At 68.7% G+C, this 16,869-nt stretch carries 14 protein-coding genes; 6 read left to right on the forward strand and 8 right to left on the reverse strand.

Going from position 1 to position 16,869, the window contains the following annotated elements; translation table 11 throughout:
• Positions 1-57: 57 nt before the first annotated feature.
• The 3 genes from XAN126_RS0103430 to ybaL all read right to left on the reverse strand — a co-directional run bounded on the left by XAN126_RS0103430 (position 58) and on the right by ybaL (position 3,844).
• On the reverse strand, positions 58-954 hold the full coding sequence (locus tag XAN126_RS0103430; RefSeq protein ID WP_024277201.1) for a manganese/iron ABC transporter ATP-binding protein: 897 nt from the start codon (positions 952-954) through the stop codon (positions 58-60).
• Positions 951-1,826, reverse strand: coding sequence for a metal ABC transporter substrate-binding protein (locus tag XAN126_RS0103435; RefSeq protein ID WP_245272346.1), 876 nt, complete (start codon positions 1,824-1,826; stop codon positions 951-953). The genes XAN126_RS0103430 and XAN126_RS0103435 overlap by 4 nt, the downstream gene beginning before the upstream one ends.
• A 161-nt stretch (positions 1,827-1,987) precedes the next feature.
• The gene (ybaL, locus tag XAN126_RS0103440) at positions 1,988-3,844 is read right to left on the reverse strand and encodes a YbaL family putative K(+) efflux transporter (RefSeq protein WP_024277203.1); all 1,857 of its coding nucleotides are present in this window, start codon (positions 3,842-3,844) and stop codon (positions 1,988-1,990) included.
• 298 nt (positions 3,845-4,142) lie between these two features.
• On the opposite strand from ybaL, the gene hisS reads away from it, so the two are divergent.
• A complete protein-coding gene (gene hisS, locus XAN126_RS0103445) occupies positions 4,143-5,669 on the forward strand; it encodes a histidine--tRNA ligase (RefSeq protein ID WP_024277204.1) in 1,527 nt (508 codons plus the stop codon).
• Positions 5,670-5,745: 76 nt separating this feature from the next.
• On the opposite strand, the gene XAN126_RS0103450 is transcribed toward hisS, so the two are convergent.
• Positions 5,746-6,309, reverse strand: a complete 564-nt coding sequence (locus tag XAN126_RS0103450) for a GcrA family cell cycle regulator (protein ID WP_024277205.1) — start codon at positions 6,307-6,309, stop codon at positions 5,746-5,748.
• A 570-nt stretch (positions 6,310-6,879) separates the two neighbouring features.
• Here XAN126_RS0103450 and XAN126_RS0103455 point away from each other — a divergent pair.
• The 4 genes from XAN126_RS0103455 (at position 6,880) to XAN126_RS0103470 (ending at position 10,564) form a co-directional block, all read left to right on the forward strand.
• Positions 6,880-8,088 (forward strand): aspartate aminotransferase family protein, encoded by a 1,209-nt coding sequence (locus tag XAN126_RS0103455; RefSeq protein ID WP_024277206.1) that lies wholly within the window; start codon positions 6,880-6,882, stop codon positions 8,086-8,088.
• Positions 8,085-9,017 (forward strand): ornithine carbamoyltransferase, encoded by a 933-nt coding sequence (argF, locus tag XAN126_RS0103460; protein WP_024277207.1) that lies wholly within the window; start codon positions 8,085-8,087, stop codon positions 9,015-9,017. The genes XAN126_RS0103455 and argF overlap by 4 nt, the downstream gene beginning before the upstream one ends.
• 151 nt (positions 9,018-9,168) lie before the next feature.
• On the forward strand, positions 9,169-10,176 hold the full coding sequence (locus tag XAN126_RS0103465; RefSeq protein WP_024277208.1) for an Hsp33 family molecular chaperone: 1,008 nt from the start codon (positions 9,169-9,171) through the stop codon (positions 10,174-10,176).
• A gap of 190 nt (positions 10,177-10,366) precedes the next feature.
• On the forward strand, positions 10,367-10,564 hold the full coding sequence (locus XAN126_RS0103470; RefSeq protein ID WP_155982209.1) for a hypothetical protein: 198 nt from the start codon (positions 10,367-10,369) through the stop codon (positions 10,562-10,564).
• Positions 10,565-10,970: 406 nt separating this feature from the next.
• On the opposite strand, the gene XAN126_RS0103475 is transcribed toward XAN126_RS0103470, so the two are convergent.
• The 3 genes from XAN126_RS0103475 to uraH are packed head-to-tail and all read right to left on the reverse strand — an operon-like array spanning position 10,971 to position 14,087.
• Positions 10,971-12,239 carry an allantoate amidohydrolase gene (locus XAN126_RS0103475; protein ID WP_024277210.1) on the reverse strand — a complete coding sequence of 423 codons (1,269 nt, stop codon included), beginning with the start codon at positions 12,237-12,239 and terminating at the stop codon, positions 10,971-10,973.
• A 14-nt stretch (positions 12,240-12,253) separates the two neighbouring features.
• Positions 12,254-13,732, reverse strand: coding sequence for an allantoinase PuuE (gene puuE / locus XAN126_RS0103480; RefSeq protein WP_024277211.1), 1,479 nt, complete (start codon positions 13,730-13,732; stop codon positions 12,254-12,256).
• Positions 13,733-13,736: 4 nt separating this feature from the next.
• Positions 13,737-14,087, reverse strand: coding sequence for a hydroxyisourate hydrolase (gene uraH / locus XAN126_RS0103485; protein WP_024277212.1), 351 nt, complete (start codon positions 14,085-14,087; stop codon positions 13,737-13,739).
• A gap of 308 nt (positions 14,088-14,395) precedes the next feature.
• Between uraH and XAN126_RS0103490 the strand changes: the two genes are divergently transcribed.
• Complete coding sequence (locus tag XAN126_RS0103490) at positions 14,396-15,787, forward strand: nucleobase:cation symporter-2 family protein (protein ID WP_024277213.1); 1,392 nt, start codon at positions 14,396-14,398, stop codon at positions 15,785-15,787.
• Positions 15,788-15,881: 94 nt separating this feature from the next.
• Here XAN126_RS0103490 and XAN126_RS0103495 read toward each other — a convergent pair whose 3' ends face one another.
• On the reverse strand, positions 15,882-16,808 hold the full coding sequence (locus XAN126_RS0103495) for a LysR family transcriptional regulator (protein WP_024277214.1): 927 nt from the start codon (positions 16,806-16,808) through the stop codon (positions 15,882-15,884).
• Between the last annotated feature and the right edge of the window lie 61 nt (positions 16,809-16,869).

Consider the following 16,869-nt stretch of genomic DNA (forward strand, 5'->3'; position numbering starts at 1 on the left):
CCCGGACAAGCCGGGGGATGACGGTCACAAATGGGAGGCTGGCGTCTGCCCGTCCCATCACCCGATCCCCTCGCTGGAGCCGGCCGTGCCGCTCTGGGCGGGGCGGTCCTTGTAGAGGACGAGGGGGCGCTCGTCGTCGGTGAGCACGCCCAGCGTGCCGGGGGTGGTGGAATGGCTCTCGTCCAGCACGAAATGGCGCAGCACGCCGCCGAAGGCCTTTTCGAGATTGGCCTGCGTGAACACCTCGGAGGTGAGGCCGTAGGCGAGCACCGTGCCCTTCACCAGCACCGTGCGGTCGCAGAACTCCGGCACGGAGCCGAGATTGTGGGTGGAGACCAGCATCACCCTTCCTTCGTCGCGCAGGGCGCGCAAGAGGCCGATGATGGCGTCCTCGGTCTTCACGTCCACGCCGGTGAAGGGCTCGTCGAGCAGGATCACGCGGGCGTCCTGCGCCAGCGCGCGGGCGAGGAACACGCGCTTCCTCTGCCCGCCGGAGAGCTCGCCGATCTGCCGCTTGCGGAAGTCCAGCATGTTGACGCGGGCGAGCGCCGCCTCCACCGCCGCGCGGTCGGCGGCGCCGGGAATGCGCAGCAGGTTCATGTGGCCGTAGCGACCCATCATCACCACGTCCTCGACGAGCACGGGGAAGGTCCAGTCCACCTCTTCGGCCTGCGGCACATAGGCGACCACGTTGCGCTTCAGCGCCTCCGGCACGCTCATGCCGAGGATGCGCACCTCGCCCCGCGCCGCCTTGAGGAAGCCCATGATGGTCTTGAACAAGGTGGACTTGCCCGAGCCGTTCACCCCCACCAGCGCGGTGATGGTGCCGGTGGGAATGGCGAAGCTCGCGTCGCGCAGGGCCGTGTGGCCGTTGCGATAGGTGACGGTGACGTGCTCGACGAGGATGCCGGCGCCGGCATCGGCGAGGCTCTGGCGGGAGAGGGGGGCGTTCATGGCGCCACCTTCCCGGTGAGGCCGGCGGCGATGGTGCCGGTCGTCACCTTCAGGAGGTCGAGATAGGTGGGCACCGGGCCGGAGGGGTCGGAGAGGGAATCCACATAAAGTACGCCGCCGTAGCGGGCGCCCGTCTCCCGCGCCACCTGCTTGGCCGGCTCGGCCGAGATGGTGCTTTCCGAGAAGATGACCGGGATGTGGTCCTTCCGCATCAGGTCCACCACGCGGCGCACCTGCTGGGGGGTGCCCTGCTGGTCGGCGTTGATGGGCCAGAGATAGAGCGCCTTCAGCCCGAAATCGCGGGCGAGGTAGGAGAAGGCGCCCTCGCTGGTGACGAGCCAGCGCTGCTCGGCCGGCACCTTTTCCAACTCGGCGCGGATGGGGTCGATGGCGGCGGTGATCTTCGCCTTGTAGGCGGCGGCATTGGCCGTGTAGGTCGCGGCGTTGGCCGGATCGTACTTCACCAGCGCGTCGCGGATGTTGTCCACGTAGATCAGCGCGGCGGAGGGCGACATCCACGCATGGGGATTGGGCTTGCCGCTATAGGGGCCGTCCGTGATGCCCATGGGCTCGACGCCGTTCGAGACCACCACGCTCGGCACGTTCTTGAGGCGGGAGAAGAATTTCTCGAACCACAGTTCGAGGTTCAGCCCGTTCCACAGGATCAGGTTCGCCCCCTGCGCCTTGATGAGGTCGCCGGGCGTGGGCTGGTAATTATGGATCTCGGCGCCGGGCTTGGTGATGCTCTCCACCTGCGCGGCGTCGCCCGCCACATTCTTCGCCATGTCGGCGATGACGGTGAAGGTGGTCACTACCTTGAACGCCGCCGCCGCACGGGCCGGCGCGGCGAAGATCGCCGCCGCGGCGGCGATGAGAAGCGCCGGAAAATGCCGGCGGGACAGGACAAAGGCGTCGGGCACGGGAATGCTCCGGTCCGGCGGTCGTGACGGGCGCGGCCGCCTTAGTTGCGATCAATTCGCAAAAATTACCGCGCCCTTCCTGCAATTGCAACTTATTCGCAATAAAGGTCGAGCTACAGCGTCTCTTTCTGCGCCGCGGCTGCCGGCTCCGCAAGACCGGGCCCAGCGTCAACAGGGCCCGCGGTGTGCATGGAAACCGAGCGTCCGGCCCGGTTTCCGCCTTCCACCGCCTGCTCTGCGGCGGCCGCGCCCGCGATGTCGTTCTGGGAGGTCTCCAGCACGTGCGCCAGCATGCCGCGTGCCACCTCCCGCTCGCCCATGATGATGAAGTTGGCCCCGCTCTGCCGCAGGTGCTCCACCTCCGCATCCGAATGGGCGCGGGCGACGATCTCGATGGCGGGATTGAGCTGGCGCGCCTTCTTCAGCACGTTGCTCGCCTCGAACCCGTCCGGGATGGCGAGGATGATGCGGCGCGCCCCGGCGACATTGGCCGCCGCGATGGCCGGGGCAGAGGCGGCGTTGGCGTTCACCGCTTCGATGTCCAGGCGCTTCAGCTCCTCCAGCCGGTCGCCCTGGTCCTCGATGACGAGGAAGGGCGTGCCCGCCGCCTTCAGCCCGTCGGCGACGAGGCGGCCGACCCGGCCGTAACCGACGAGCACGGTGTGGTTGGCGAGCGCGGTTTCCGGCAGGGCCGGGACAGGCTTGGGCGCGGGATGGGGCGCCGGGGCGGGCGCGGCCGCCTTTTCGGGCCGCAGCGGCGCATGGCGCGCGCGGTAGCGGTCCAGCACCAGGAAGAAGAAGGGGTTGGCGAGGATGGAGATGATCGCCGCGGCGAGGATCAGGTCGCGTCCCTCGGCCGGCAGCAATTGCAGGTCCACGCCCAGCGCCACGAGGATGAAGGAGAATTCGCCGATCTGCGCCAGCGAGGCGGAGATGGTGAGGGCGGTGGAGTTGCCGTAGCCGAACGCCCGCACGATGAAGAAGGCGGCGAGCGACTTGCCGAACAGCACGATCAGCACCGTCACCAGCAGCGAGACCGGGCTCTTCAGCACGATGGAGGGGTCTACCAGCATGCCCACCGAGACGAAGAACAGCACGGCGAAGGCGTCGCGCAGGGGCAGCGTCTCCTCGGCCGCGCGGTGGGAGAGGGGGCTCTCGCTCAGCACCATACCGGCGAAGAAGGCGCCGAGCGCGAACGAGACGCCGAACAGCTTGGCCGAGCCGAACGCCACGCCCAGCGCGATGGCCAGCACCGCCAGGCGGAACAGCTCGCGCGAGCCGATGTGCGCCACCCAGTGCATGATCCAGGGAATGACGCGGCGGCCCACCACCAGCATCAGCACCACGAAGCCGGCGACCTTCACCAGCGTGACGGCGAGGGTGGTCCAGACATCGCCGCCGAGGCCGAGCCAGTCGATGGTGCCGGTGGTGACAGTCCGTCCGCCGAGCGCGCCGGACAACGCCGGCAGCAGCACCAGCGCGAGGACCATGGCGAGGTCCTCGACGATGAGCCAGCCCACCGCGATGCGCCCCTGCTCGCTCTCCACCATCCGCCGCTCCTGCAACGCCCGCAAAAGCACCACGGTGGAGGCGACGGACAAGGCGATACCGAAGACCAGGCCGGCCCCGAGGTTCCAGCCCAGCGCCCAGGCGAGGCCCATGCCCATGGCCGTCGCCACCGCGATCTGCACGATGGCGCCAGGGATGGCGATGGCTTTCACGGACAGGAGATCGGACAAAGAGAAATGCAGGCCGACGCCGAACATCAGCAGGATCACGCCGATCTCGGCCAACTCCAGCGCCAGATGCTCGTCGGCCACGAAGCCGGGGGTGAACGGCCCCACGAGGACGCCGGCGAGGAGATAACCCACCAGCGGCGACAGCTTGAGGCGCTGCGCGATGGCACCGAGCACGAAGGCGAGGACGAAGGCCCCGACGAGGGTCGCAATGAGCGGCGTGTCGTGGGGCAAGCGTGTCCTCCATGCTGCAATGGCGCCGCCCCGCGCCCCAAGGCGCAGCATGACGGCAGGTCTGGGATGAGGGTGAAGCCGGCGGATGCCGCTACCCGTCGATAACATGCGCGCGGAAGACGGCGCTGTCATGGCGCAGGTGACGACACGGAAGGATTCTTGGGGCGCACTGGGTTCGCGCGGGGCCGTTCCGGGGTCCGTGACCTTGCCGTCACCGGCCCCGTCCTCTAAGACGCCCCGACCCTTGCATTTACCGAGCGGGACGCGAAGTCCCGAAGCATCGAAGCTCCGAAGCACCATGGCCAAAGAATTCAAGCCGAAGGCGCGGCTCCCGCGCGGCCTCGTCGACCGCACTGGCGCGGAACTTTCCGCCACCCGCGCCATGCTGGAGAAGATCCGCGCCGTCTACGCGCTCTACGGCTTCGAGGCGCTGGAGACCCCGGCCATCGAATATACGGACGCGCTCGGCAAGTTCCTGCCCGACCTCGACCGGCCCAACGAGGGCGTCTTCTCCTTCCAGGACGACGACGAGCAGTGGCTCTCCCTGCGCTACGACCTCACGGCGCCGCTGGCGCGCTACGTGGCCGAGCATTTCGAGCAGCTGCCCAAGCCCTACCGCTCCTACCGGGCGGGCTACGTCTTCCGCAACGAGAAGCCCGGCCCCGGCCGCTTCCGCCAGTTCATGCAGTTCGACGCCGACACGGTGGGCGCCCCCTCCGTCGCGGCGGATGCCGAGATCTGCATGATGGCCGCCGACACGCTGGAGGCGGTGGGCATCCCGCGCGGCTCCTATGTGGTGAAGGTGAACAACCGCAAGGTGCTCGACGGTGTGATGGAGGCCATCGGCCTCGGCGGCGACGAGAATGCCGGGCGCCGCCTCACCGTGCTGCGCGCCATCGACAAGTTCGACAAGTTCGGCGCCGAGGGCGTCGCCCTCCTGCTCGGCCCCGGCCGCAAGGACGAGAGCGGCGACTTCACCAAGGGCGCGGGCCTCGATGACCGGCAGGCGTCCGTGGTGCTGGCCATGCTCACCGGCAAGGGCGTGCGCGCCACCGACGTGGGCGTCGAGGTGGAGCTGGACGACGTGCAGCTCGCCGCCGCGCTCGCCGGCAATGCCGCCTTCCAGGAAGGCATGGCCGAGCTGAACGACATCCGCACCCTGCTCGCCGCCGGCGGCTATCAGGACCGGGTGAAGATCGACCCTTCCGTGGTGCGCGGCCTCGAATATTACACCGGCCCCGTCTACGAGGCCGAACTGACGTTCGAGATCACCGACGAGACGGGCCGGCCCGTGCGCTTCGGCTCGGTGGCCGGCGGGGGACGCTATGACGGCCTCGTCGCCCGCTTCCGCGGCGAGAAGGTGCCGGCCACCGGCTTCTCCATCGGCGTCTCCCGCCTGCTCGCGGCCCTCGCCTTCCTCGGCAAGATGGATGCGGACGCCGAGGTCGGCCCCGTGGTGGTGCTGGCCATGGACAAGGAGCCGGCCCGCATCGCCGATTACATGAAGATGGTGGCGGAGTTGCGCGCGAATGGCATCCGCGCCGAGATGTATCTCGGCGGTGCCGGCATGAAGGCACAGATGAAGTACGCCGACCGCCGCGGCGCTCCGGCCGTCATCATCCAGGGCTCCAACGAGAAAGAGGCCGGCGAGGTCCAGATCAAGGATCTGGTGGAAGGCGCGAAGATTGCGGCCGGCATCGCCGACAATGCGGAATATCGCGCCGCCCGCCCCGCCCAGTTCGCGGTGAAGGAGAACGAGATGGTCGCCGCCATCCGCGACGTGCTGGAACGCCGCGCGGCGCCCTCGCTGGGGCTGGACGACTGAGCCCTCCCGCCGTCCCCTGAACGAAAAAGGGCCCGCCTCCGGCCGGAGGCGGGCCCTTCTGTCTGGCTCCCCCGTCTCAGAGATAGGCGAGGCGGCGGTCGCGGCGGCGGTCCTGCACCGGCTGGTAGGCGATGCGGGCGTGGGTCTGGCAATAGGGCATGCCCGGATTGGCCTTGCCGCCGCAGAAATGGAAGCTCTCGGTGCCGGGCTCGCCCAGCGGCCAGCGGCAGGTGCTTTCGGTGAGCTGCATGATGGTGCAGCCCTGGGTCATGGGCACCACGTTGCCGCTCATCACGGGGGCGGGCGCCGGTGCCTCTTCCGGTGCCTCGTCCAGATCGGCCGCGAGGGCGGTGTTGCCGATGGTGGTGGGCCGCTGTGGCCGCGCCTGGTTGTCTGGGCGACCGGCGGGGGCGCCCATTGGCCCGTTCATCGGGCCGGCCTTGGCCGGCGCCGTTCCGCTCGCGCGGGGACGCGCCGGGGCGGGGGCGGCCTTGGCCCGGCCGGACAGGCCGAGGCGGTGCACCTTGCCGATGACGGCATTGCGCGTCACCTCGCCAAGCTCGGTCGCGATCTGGCTCGCGGAGAGGCCTTCGCTCCAGAGCTTTTTCAAGAGTTCGACGCGCTCGTCATTCCAGCTCATCGCTCTTCTCCATTTGCCGCATCTACTTGCCGCATTTCAACCGGCAGCATCTCAAGAACGCCGCGGGCGCCGGAAACGCTCGGCGCCGCTTCAGCCATGGGCGGGAACGCCGGTTGGGGCGCGTCCCGGATCGTGATTTCCGCAAGGCGGACTCCCTCCCCGTTCCCGTGCGCGGCAAAGCGCTCGGATGGACCCGGATCGCGGTTCCTGGAAGAGGGTTCCTGATGCCCCTGCGCACGACATCTCGTGGCTGACCCTCAAGAACCTACAATATGGCCGGTCCCTGCAACAGAGTCGGCAAGGGGTCGCGGAGCGTTTTCCCCAGCTCCTTAAGGCTTCGTTTACCCTTGTGCGGCGGCCGGTCGCGGTCCCGATTCGCATCATGGCAGGCGATCGGTTGACCTCGTGCGCGTGTTCATTAGAATCGCGCGGTCGGGCTGCCCCCGCATGGGCGGCCTTTTTTAGTTTGTGCGCGCGGCCGGGCCGAAACCCCGCTGTCGCACGTTGTTCGCAAACCCGTGCAACCTCGAAGGCCAGGAAGCCTGCATCGAAGTCCACCAGGAGGATAGTGTGATCACCCCCGTTCTGCCGACCTACGCACGCATCGACCTCCAGTTCGAGATGGGAGAGGGCTGCTGGCTCGTCACGACGGACGGGCGACGTTTCCTCGACTTCACCGCCGGCATCGCCGTGAACGTGCTGGGCCACGCCAATCCCTATCTCGCCGCCGCGCTCTCCGAGCAGGCGACGAAGCTGTGGCATGTGTCCAACCTGTTCCGCATTCCCGGCGCCGAGAAGCTGGCCGACCGGCTGAAGTCCGCGACCTTCGCGGACACCATGTTCTTCACCAATTCCGGTGCGGAAGCGCTGGAGTGCGCCATCAAGATGGCGCGCCGCTACCAGTATGTGAGCGGCCATCCCGAGAAGAACCGCATCATCACCTTCGAGGGCGCCTTCCACGGCCGCACGCTGGCGACCATCGCCGCCGGCGGAAATCCGAAGTATCTCGAAGGCTTCGGCCCGGACCTCCCGGGCTTCGACCAGGTGCCGTTCGGCGATCTCGACGCCGCCCGGGCCGCGGTGACACCCGAGACCGCCGCCATTCTGGTGGAGCCGGTGCAGGGTGAGGGCGGCGTGCGCGTGCCGCCGGCCGGCTTCCTCGCCGGCCTGCGCCAACTGTGCGACGAGAACGGCCTGCTTCTGGTGCTGGACGAGGTGCAGAGCGGTGTCGGGCGCACCGGACGCCTGTTCGCCCATGAGTGGACCGGCATCACCCCGGACATCATGTCGGTGGCCAAGGGCATCGGCGGCGGCTTCCCCATGGGGGCGTGCCTTGCCACCGAAGAGGCCGCCAAGGGCATGACTGTGGGTACCCACGGCTCCACCTACGGCGGCAACCCGCTGGCCATGGCGGTGGGCAATGCGGTGCTGGACGTGGTGCTGGAGGAGGACTTCCTCCCCCGCGTGAACCGCGTCGCCGGCCGTTTCCAGCAGCGTCTCGCCGAACTGCGCGACACCCATCCGGCCGTCATCGCCGAGGTGCGCGGGCAGGGCCTGCTGCTCGGCATCAAGGCTGCCGTGCCCGCGCCCGAGCTGATCGCCGCGCTGCGCGAGGAGGGCATGCTGGTGCCCGGCGCCGCCGAGAACGTCATCCGCCTGCTGCCCCCGCTCACCGTGAGCGAGGAGGAGGTCGCCATCGCAGCCGACAAGATCGAAGCCGCCTGCCGGCGCATCGAGGCGCGCCTCGCCGCCGATCCGGTGAAGGGGGCGGCCGAATGAGGGGGAATGGGGTGCGTCATTTTCTCGACCTGTCCGAGATCCCGGCCGAGGAGTTGCGCCGGGTTCTGGACTTCTCCAAGGACCTGAAGGCCCGCCGGAAGGCGGGCGAGCCGGTGGAAAAGCCGCTCGCCGGCAAGTCGCTGGCCATGGTGTTCGACAAGCCGTCCACCCGCACGCGCGTGTCGTTCGACCTCGCCATGCGCCAGCTGGGCGGCGAGACCATCATGCTCACGGGCCAGGAGATGCAGCTCGGCCGTGGCGAGACCATCGCCGACACGGCCCGCGTGCTGTCGCGCTTCGTCGACGCCATCATGATCCGCATCCTGGACCATGACGACCTGACCGAGCTTGCGAAATACGCCACGGTGCCGGTCATCAACGGCCTCACCCGCATCAGCCACCCCTGCCAGGTGATGGCCGACGTGATGACCTTCGAGGAGCATCGCGGCCCCATCACCGGCCGCTCGGTGGCCTGGACCGGCGACGCCAACAACGTGCTGGCGTCGTGGGTGCATGCCGCCGACCGCTTCGACTTCACCCTGAAGGTGGCGACGCCCAAGGAATTGTCGCCGCGCCAGGCGCTGAAGGATTTCGTGAAACGCACCAAGGCCAAGGTGAAGTTCATGCGCGACCCGGAAGAGGCGGTGGAGGGCGTGGATTGCGTCATCACCGACACCTGGGTCTCCATGGGCGACAAGGAGGCCGAGCGCCGCCACAACATCCTCAAGCCCTATCAGGTCAATTCGGCCCTGATGGCGCGGGCGGACAAGGACGCCATCTTCATGCACTGCCTGCCTGCCCATCGCGGGGAGGAGGTGACGGACGTGGTGATGGACGGTCCCCAGTCCGTGGTGTTCGACGAGGCGGAGAACCGCCTGCATGCCCAGAAGGGTGTGCTCGCCTGGTGCTTCGACGCGGTGGGCGGCTGAGCCTTCCGCTGCGGGGACATTGCGAGCCGGGTTGAAACGGCCCGGCTCGTGAATATGTGTGGGGCCAGACACTTGAAACCATGCAACCCCCTGGACCCATGACCGTGCGCTGAGCGCTGGCACGCGGGTCCGGCACGTCCGGAGACCTTTCATGAAGGGCGAGCGCACCCGCACCGCCACCCGCGCCGCTTCCGAGGCGGCGCAGGACGATATCGTTACCGCCTTCCAGGTGGACGCCCTCGACATCCGTGGCCGCACGGTGCGCCTCGGCCCCACGCTCGATGCGCTGCTCGCCCATCACGCCTATCCCCCCGCCGTGAAGCGTGTGGTGGGCGAGGCGGTGACGCTCGCGGTGCTGCTCGGCTCCTCGCTGAAGTTCGAGGGCCGCTTCATCCTCCAGACCCAGACCGACGGGCCGGTGGACATGGTGGTGGCCGACTTCGTGAGCCCCGACAAGATCCGCGCCTATGCCCGATACGATGCCGATGCGCTGGCCGAGGCCGAGCGCCGCAACGAGACTTCGCCTGCGGCCCTGCTCGGGCGCGGCCATCTCGCCATGACCATCGACCAGGGCATCAGCACCAACCGCTATCAGGGCGTGGTCGCCCTCGACGGCTCGGGGCTGGAGGCGGCGGCGCACGAATATTTCCACCAGTCCGAGCAGATCCCCACCCGCGTGCGCCTCGCCGTGGGCGAGGAGATGAAGCCGGGCGGTAAGGAGTCCTCGTGGCGCGCCGGTGGCCTGCTCGCCCAGTTCCTGCCGCAGGACGCTTCCCGCGCCCGCATGGCCGACCTCTCCCCCGGCGATGCGCCCGAGGGCGTGGAAGAGCACACCGTGGACGAGGACGACGCGTGGGTGGAGGCCCGCTCCCTCGTCGGCACGCTGGAGGACGTGGAACTGATCGACCGCGACCTCTCCTCCGAGCGGCTGCTCTACCGGCTGTTCCACGAGCGCGGCGTGCGTGTGTTCGATCCGCTGCCCATCGCCGCGCGCTGCTCCTGCTCGCGCGAGAAGGTCTCCGGCGTCCTCGCCTCCTTCGGCCCGGAGGAGCGGCGGGAGATGATCCAGGACGACGGCAAGGTGACGGTGACCTGCGAATTCTGCGGCCGCACCTACAAATTCACCGCCGAGGAGGTTCTCGGCCGGGCGGACGGGTGAGGGGCGGATGGGGCGGCCGATGCCACCCCATCCCGGATGCCGCGGCACGGCGGCAGGGACGCGGCGGGCGCTTCCGGCCCCGCCGGAGTGGCGCTCTTTTCTTCAGGGAATGTGGCGCCGAAACCTTAGTGAGGTTTGGGCCGCGCCGGTTCCGCCGGACCTCGGCACGGACGGCGAGCGCCAGTTGATCGTGCGCGCGCTGCAAGGCCTCGACGCGACGGAGCGCCGGACGCTCTCGGCGTTTCTAGATGGCGTTCTCGCCCGCAACCTCTCGGCGGCGGACCTTGCGGCACTGCTAGGCGGCCGCCACGGCGACATCCTGATCCAGTCGGACAGGCCCCATCTGTTCCTGCGGCTGGTGCGCGAGCTGGCGCGGGGTGAGGGGTGAGGGTTGGTCCTCAGTCGTACTTCGCCTCGGTGTGTGGGGCAGGGGAGGCGTGCGCGTCGCAAGAGCCGTCATCCCCCGGTTCATCCGGGGGATCCACCCCGCCGCCTGTCGGCTCCCGGCCATTAAGGAAAAGCGTCAGGCCATCCGTGGATCGCTCGGGCGAACCGGGCGATGACAGCGTGGTCGAGGGAGGTCGTAGCTGCCGGATCGGGCGGACGGGTGACGATTGAATTCTGCCGTCGTGCTCCGGCTTGACCGGAGCACCCATCTCTCGGCTGTCACCTGCAGGTATCGTCACCTGCGGGTATCGTCACCTGCAGGTATCATCACTTGCAGGTATCGTCACTTGCCTCGCGGCAGCATGGGCCCTCCGGTCAAGCCGGAGGGCGACGGCGGAGAGGGGGCTTCACATCTCCTCGGCCGTCTTCAGCAGGAACGCATAGAGCGCTTCTGCCGCGAGGCCGATGTCGGCGGGGGCGGCGTATTCGCGGGGGTTGTGGCTGCCGTTCTCCGAGCGCACGAACAGCATGGCCATGGGCATCACGCCGCGAAACACCATGGCATCGTGCCCGGCGCCCGAGGGTAGCCGCACCACGGGAAGCTGCAGGCCCTCCACCACCTTGGCCATGCGCTCCTTGAGCGGGCCATGACACGGCGCGGCGGGCACTTCGTGGCCGATGTCCACGCTGGCCTTCACCCCGCGCCGCTCCGCGATATCGGCCACGGCGGCGCGGATGTCGGCGACGGCGCGGATGCGCAATTCGTCGGAGAGGGCGCGCACGTCGAGGGAGAACTGCACCTCGCCGGGCACCACGTTCACCGCGCTGCCGGCGATGAGCAGGGTGCCCACGGTGGCCACAAGCTCCTTGCCGTCGGCGCGGCCGCGCGCCTCCACGGTGAGGATCATCTCGGCGGCGGCGGTGAGCGCGTCGTGGCGCATGGCCATGGGCAGGGTGCCGGAATGGCCGGCCTCGCCCCGGATGCGCACATGCCCGCGCGAGGCCCCGGCGATGCCGGTGACGATGCCGAGCGGCGCGCCCGCCGCCTCCAGCACCGGCCCCTGCTCGATATGCACTTCCACATAGCCGAGCGTGTCCGCCGGATCGCGCCGGCAGTCGGCGACGCGATCCACCGGCGCGCCGAAGGAGCGCAGCGCCTCCATACGGGAGATGCCCTGGGCGTCCACGTCCTCGAGGCTCTTCGGATCGAAGATGCCGGCCATGGCCTTGGAGGAGGTGAGGGTGGAGAGGAAGCGCACGCCCTCCTCGTCGGCGAAGGCCGCGACCTCGATGGCGAAGGGCAGGCGGATGCCCTGCTGCTTCAGCGCCTCCACGGCGGCGATGGCGGTGAGCACGCCGAGATTGCCGTCATAGATGCCGGCATTGCGCACGGTGTCGATGTGGGAGCCGAGGACGAGGGTTTTCGCATTGGCACGGTCCGCCGCGTAGCGCCCGACGATGGAGCCGGTGGCGTCCATATGGACCTGCGCCAGCCCCGCCTCCCGCATCCAGAACGACACCTGCGCCGCCGCCCTCTTGTGGGCGGGGGTCAGCGTCAGGCGGGTCATCTCGCCGGGCACGTCGGTGCAGGCGGCGAGTTCCTTCAGGCGGGAGACGATGATCTCGCCGTCGAGGGGGGAGGGGAGCGGGGCGGAACCGGGGGCAGATCGGGGCACGGAAGAGACCTTGTTCAGGGGGCGGCCGGCAGCATCTGGGAGAGGCGCAGCAGCGCGATGCGCTCGATCTGCGCCAGCGCTTCCGCCACCTCGGTGTCCCGGTCGTGGGCGAGGCGGCGCTCGAAGGCGGCGAGGATGTCGGCCTTGCTGCGCCCGCGGATGGCCATGATGAAGACGAAGCCGAACTTCGCCTTGTAGGCGTCGTTGAGGGCGGTGAAGCGCGCCTTCTCCTCCGCTGTGAGCTGGTCGAGGCCGGCGGAGGCCTGCTCGGCGGCGGACTCGGCAGTGAGGAGCTTTGCTTCCGCGAGCTTGCCGGCGAGGTCGGGATGGGCGTGGATGACGCCCATCTGCTTCTCAAGGGGCGCAGCGCGCAGCACGGCGGCGAGGGCTTCGTTGAGGCCCTCGGCCGTGTCGGCGCGGGCGGTGAGGCCACTGTCGTAGGCACCTTCCGCGATCCAGGGCGAATGCTCGTAGACGCCGCCGAACCGCTCCGCGAACAGGCCGCGCGGCATGTAGGTGGGTCGGTATCCCCCGGCGGGCGGGTGATGGGCGATCCAGTGGCGGGCGATGTCGAGGCGGCGCGCCACCCAGACCCTCTTGTGCCCGGCGATGTAATCGAGGAAGCGGGCGAGCGCCTGCGCCCGGCCCGGCCGGCCCGCGAGGCGTGGGTGGAGGCCGATGGACATCATCCGCGGGGCGGTGGCGCCCTCGGCATAGAGCAGGTCGAAGCTGTCCTTCAGATAGTCGAAGAATTCCGTGCCGTTGGAAAAGCCCGCCGCCACCGAGAAGCGCATGTCGTTGGCATCGAGGGTGTAGGGCACCACGAGCTGCGGGCCGCGCGGCCCATAGATCCAGTAGGGCAGTTCGTCCGCATAGCTGTCGGCCACATAGAGGAAGCCGCCTTCCTCCATCAGCAGCGGCACCGTGTGCTCTGCGGAGCGGCCCTGGTAGAAGCCGAGCGGGCGGGCGCCCGTCACCTCGGTGTGCAGGCGCACGGCCTCCTCAATGTGCTCGCGCTCGGCGTCGCGGGTGAAGTCCTTGTATTCGATCCACTTGTAGCCGTGGCTCGCCAGCTCCCAGCCGGCCTCCTGCATGGCCGCGACGGCATCGGGATTGCGGGCGAGGGCGGTGGCGACGCCATAGACGGTGGCCGGCATGTTGCGCTCGCCGAACAGGCGCAGCAGCCGCCAGATACCGACGCGGGCGCCGAACTCGTAGACGGACTCCATGTTCATGTGCCGCTGGCGGGGCCAGGGCACGGCGCCGATGATCTCGGAGAGGAAGGCCTCCGAGGCATTGTCGCCATGGAGCACCGAATTCTCGCCACCCTCCTCGTAATTCACCACGAACTGCACCGCGATGCGCGCATCCCCCGGCCAATGGGGGTGGGGCGGATTGCGGCCATAGCCCACGAGATCGCGCGGATAGGGCTTGCCGGTGACGGGATCGGTGGGGATGCCGGAATTGTCGCGGCCGGTGAAGGGAGCGGGCATGGGCTCAGGACCCCCGATAGGTGGAATAGCTCCACGGGGAGCAGAGCAGCGGCACATGGTAGTGCCCCTCGATCAGGGTCACGCGCAGGGGCACCACGTCGAGGAAAGGCGGGTCCGCCACCGGGGCGCCGGTGGCGCGGAAGTGGGCACCGATGTGGAAGACCAGCTCATAGGTGCCGGGGAGGAAATCGTCGCCCGCAAGCAGGGGGGCATCAGTGCGGCCGTCCGCATTGGTACGGCGGGTGGTGACGAGGGTGCGCCCGCCATCGGCCGTCAGCCGGTAAAGTTCCACCGCCACATCGGCGGCCGGGCCGCCGGAGACCATATCGAGCACGTGAGTGGACAGGCGCCCCATCGTTTCCTCGTCCTTCCTGACTCTCTGGCGAGGCGCCCGGCGGAAGCCTTGCGGGTGCAGGGCCGGCGGCCGGGCGAACGCTCCGCTGCGCGGCAGCATAACCCGCGCCGGGTGGATCGATTTTCCAAAAAAATCGGAAGATATTCCGATTACCACACGTATTTCCCCGGCTCGGGAATTGATCTCCAATGAGGCATGCCGATGCGTTGGGCAGTGCCCGTTCGGAGCCGCGCCGGAGCGTTGCCGACGCCAACAAATTTGAAGAACGCCCTTCCTGATTTCGACCGCTCTTCCTTTGGGGGAACCAGATGTCACAAGCCGTTCATCCTGTAGACGAAATCCTTCCGGCGCCGAAACTCGCCGCGCTCGGCCTCCAGCATGTCCTCGTCATGTATGCCGGCGCGGTCGCGGTGCCGCTCATCATCGGCCGCGCGCTCAAGCTGCCGCCGGAGCAGGTGGCGTTCCTGATCTCGGCTGACCTGTTCGCCTGCGGTCTCGCGACGCTGGCCCAATGCCTCGGCTTCCTCGGGGTGGGCATCCGACTGCCGGTGATGATGGGTGTCACCTTCGCCTCGGTCGGCCCCATGCTGTCCATGGCCAACGATCCCTCCATCGGCATCCTCGGCATCTATGGCTCGGTCATCGCCGCCGGCATCTTCGGCATCGTCGTGGCGCCCTTCATCTCGCGCCTGCTGCCCCTGTTCCCGCCGGTGGTGACGGGCACCATCATCATGGTGATCGGCATCTCGCTGATGCGGGTCGGCATCAACTGGGCCGGCGGCGGCATTCCATTCCTCACCCAGACCATCGACGGCAAGGTGGTGCAGGTCGCCAATCCCAACTACGCCCAGCTCCAGGGCCTCGGCATCGCCCTGTTCGTGCTGCTGGTGATCCTCGCCTTCATCCGCTTCGGCAAAGGGTTCGTGGCCAATGTGGCGGTGCTGCTCGGCATCATCGCCGGCGCGATCCTCGCCTCGGTCATCGGCATCATGCATTTCGAGAAGGTGGCGGCGGCGCCGTGGTTCGACGTCATCCTGCCGTTCCACTTCGGCATGCCCACGTTCCACCTCGTGCCCATCATCACCATGTGCATCGTGATGATCGTGGTCATGATCGAGTCGCTGGGCATGTTCCTCGCCCTCTCCGACATGACCGGCAAGCCGGTGGACGAGAAGGCGCTGGCCCGCGGCCTCAGGGCCGATGGCGTGGGCACGCTGCTCGGCGGCATCTTCAATACCTTCCCCTACACCTCCTTCTCGCAGAACGTGGGCCTCGTCGGCGTCACCGGTGTGCGCTCGCGCTGGGTGACGGTGACGGGCGGCGTCATCATGCTCGGCCTCGGCCTGATGCCGAAGATGGCCGCGCTGGTGGAGGCGGTGCCGCAGGTGGTGCTGGGCGGCGCGGGCCTCGTGATGTTCGGCATGGTGGCCGCCACCGGCGCGCGCATCCTCACCGGCGTCGACTTCAAGACCAACCGCAACAACCTCTTCATCGTCGCCATCGCGGTGGGCTTCGGCATGATCCCGCTGGTGTCGCCCAACTTCTTCAAGGCGCTGCCGCATGAGCTGCACCCGCTGCTGGAGAGCGGCATCCTGCTCTGCGCGATCGTCGCCGTGGTGCTCAACGTCTTCTTCAACGGCGTGAAGAAGACGTCCACCGAGGAGATCGTCGCCGCCGCCAAGCAGGCCGAGGCGCACTGATGATGCCATCGACATCGGTCTGCGACCGATGTCGAGTGGGCCACGCTCAATCGCCGCGCGGGCTTCAGGGAAACCATCGGGACGCGGGATCGGCTCAGGCCGGCAGCCGCTCCCCGATCTTGGCCAGCTCGCGGGCGATGTAGCGCCGGCCCTGATCCACCAGCATGTCGGCGAAGGCCTTCACCTTCAGCGGCACCAACTGACGGGCGGGGTAGAGCACCGCCAGCGTCGCCGGCTGCGGCGGGTTCTTCTCCAGCAGCGGCACGAGGCGGCCGTCCGCGAGGGCGTCCGCCACCTCGAACCGCGGCTTCACCACGATGCCGCGACCCTCGACGGCCCACACGGTGAGCACGTCGCCGTCGTCGGCCTCCAGATGGCCGGTGACGGGAACGGCGAGGTCCCGGCCCTCGTCGGTGAGCATCCAGCGCAATTCCCGAAGGCTCGCGAACCGCAGGAGGAGGCATTGATGGGTGAGCAGATCCTGCGGCCGTTGCGGCACGCCGGCCCGCTCCAGATAGCTGGGTGCGGCGCACACAATGCGCTCGACCTGCGCCACCTTGCGCATGATCATGCTGGAATCCTCGAAGGTGGCGAGGCGCAGCGCCACGTCGATGGATTCGGCGATGAGGTCGAGGGTATGTTCCGACAGGCGCAGGCGCACGTCGATCTCGGGATGGGTCTCCTGGTAGCGCGCCGCCACCTGCGCCACCAGCCGCCGGCCGAGATGGAGCGGGGCGGTGACGCGCAGCGCGCCGCGGGGCAGGGCGCCGAGTTCCGATACGTTGCTTTCCGCCGCCTCGATGAGGCGCAGGGCCTCGGTGATCGCCTCGTAATAGACGCGCCCCTGCTCGGTCAGGCTCATGCGGCGGGTGGTGCGGTTGAACAGCCGGCAGCCGAGGTGCTTCTCCAGCATCTGGATGCGGTGGCTGACCACGTTGGCCGACAAATGCAGCCGACGCCCGGCCTCCGAGAAGCTCTCGCTCTCCACCGAGGCGACGAAGGCCTTCATGTTCTCCAGCACGCTTCGTCACCCCTCACCCGACGCCACAAGAACGATACCCACGCCGCGGGCCGGGGCCAAT

The organism is Xanthobacter sp. 126, from assembly GCF_000526175.1.
GTDB lineage: Bacteria > Pseudomonadota > Alphaproteobacteria > Rhizobiales > Xanthobacteraceae > Xanthobacter > Xanthobacter aminoxidans.

What these genes read in the sequence shown, in the direction of transcription:
- XAN126_RS0103490 (WP_024277213.1), top strand. Translation starts at nt 14,396, where the DNA reads ATGTCACAAGCCGTTCATCCTGTAGACGAAATCCTTCCGGCGCCGAAA.
- argF (WP_024277207.1), top strand. Translation starts at nt 8,085, where the DNA reads ATGAGGGGGAATGGGGTGCGTCATTTTCTCGACCTGTCCGAGATCCCG.
- XAN126_RS0103430 (WP_024277201.1), bottom strand. Translation starts at nt 954, where the DNA reads ATGAACGCCCCCCTCTCCCGCCAGAGCCTCGCCGATGCCGGCGCCGGC.
- puuE (WP_024277211.1), bottom strand. Translation starts at nt 13,732, where the DNA reads ATGCCCGCTCCCTTCACCGGCCGCGACAATTCCGGCATCCCCACCGAT.
- XAN126_RS0103465 (WP_024277208.1), top strand. Translation starts at nt 9,169, where the DNA reads ATGAAGGGCGAGCGCACCCGCACCGCCACCCGCGCCGCTTCCGAGGCG.
- uraH (WP_024277212.1), bottom strand. Translation starts at nt 14,087, where the DNA reads ATGGGGCGCCTGTCCACTCACGTGCTCGATATGGTCTCCGGCGGCCCG.
- XAN126_RS0103450 (WP_024277205.1), bottom strand. Translation starts at nt 6,309, where the DNA reads ATGAGCTGGAATGACGAGCGCGTCGAACTCTTGAAAAAGCTCTGGAGC.
- hisS (WP_024277204.1), top strand. Translation starts at nt 4,143, where the DNA reads ATGGCCAAAGAATTCAAGCCGAAGGCGCGGCTCCCGCGCGGCCTCGTC.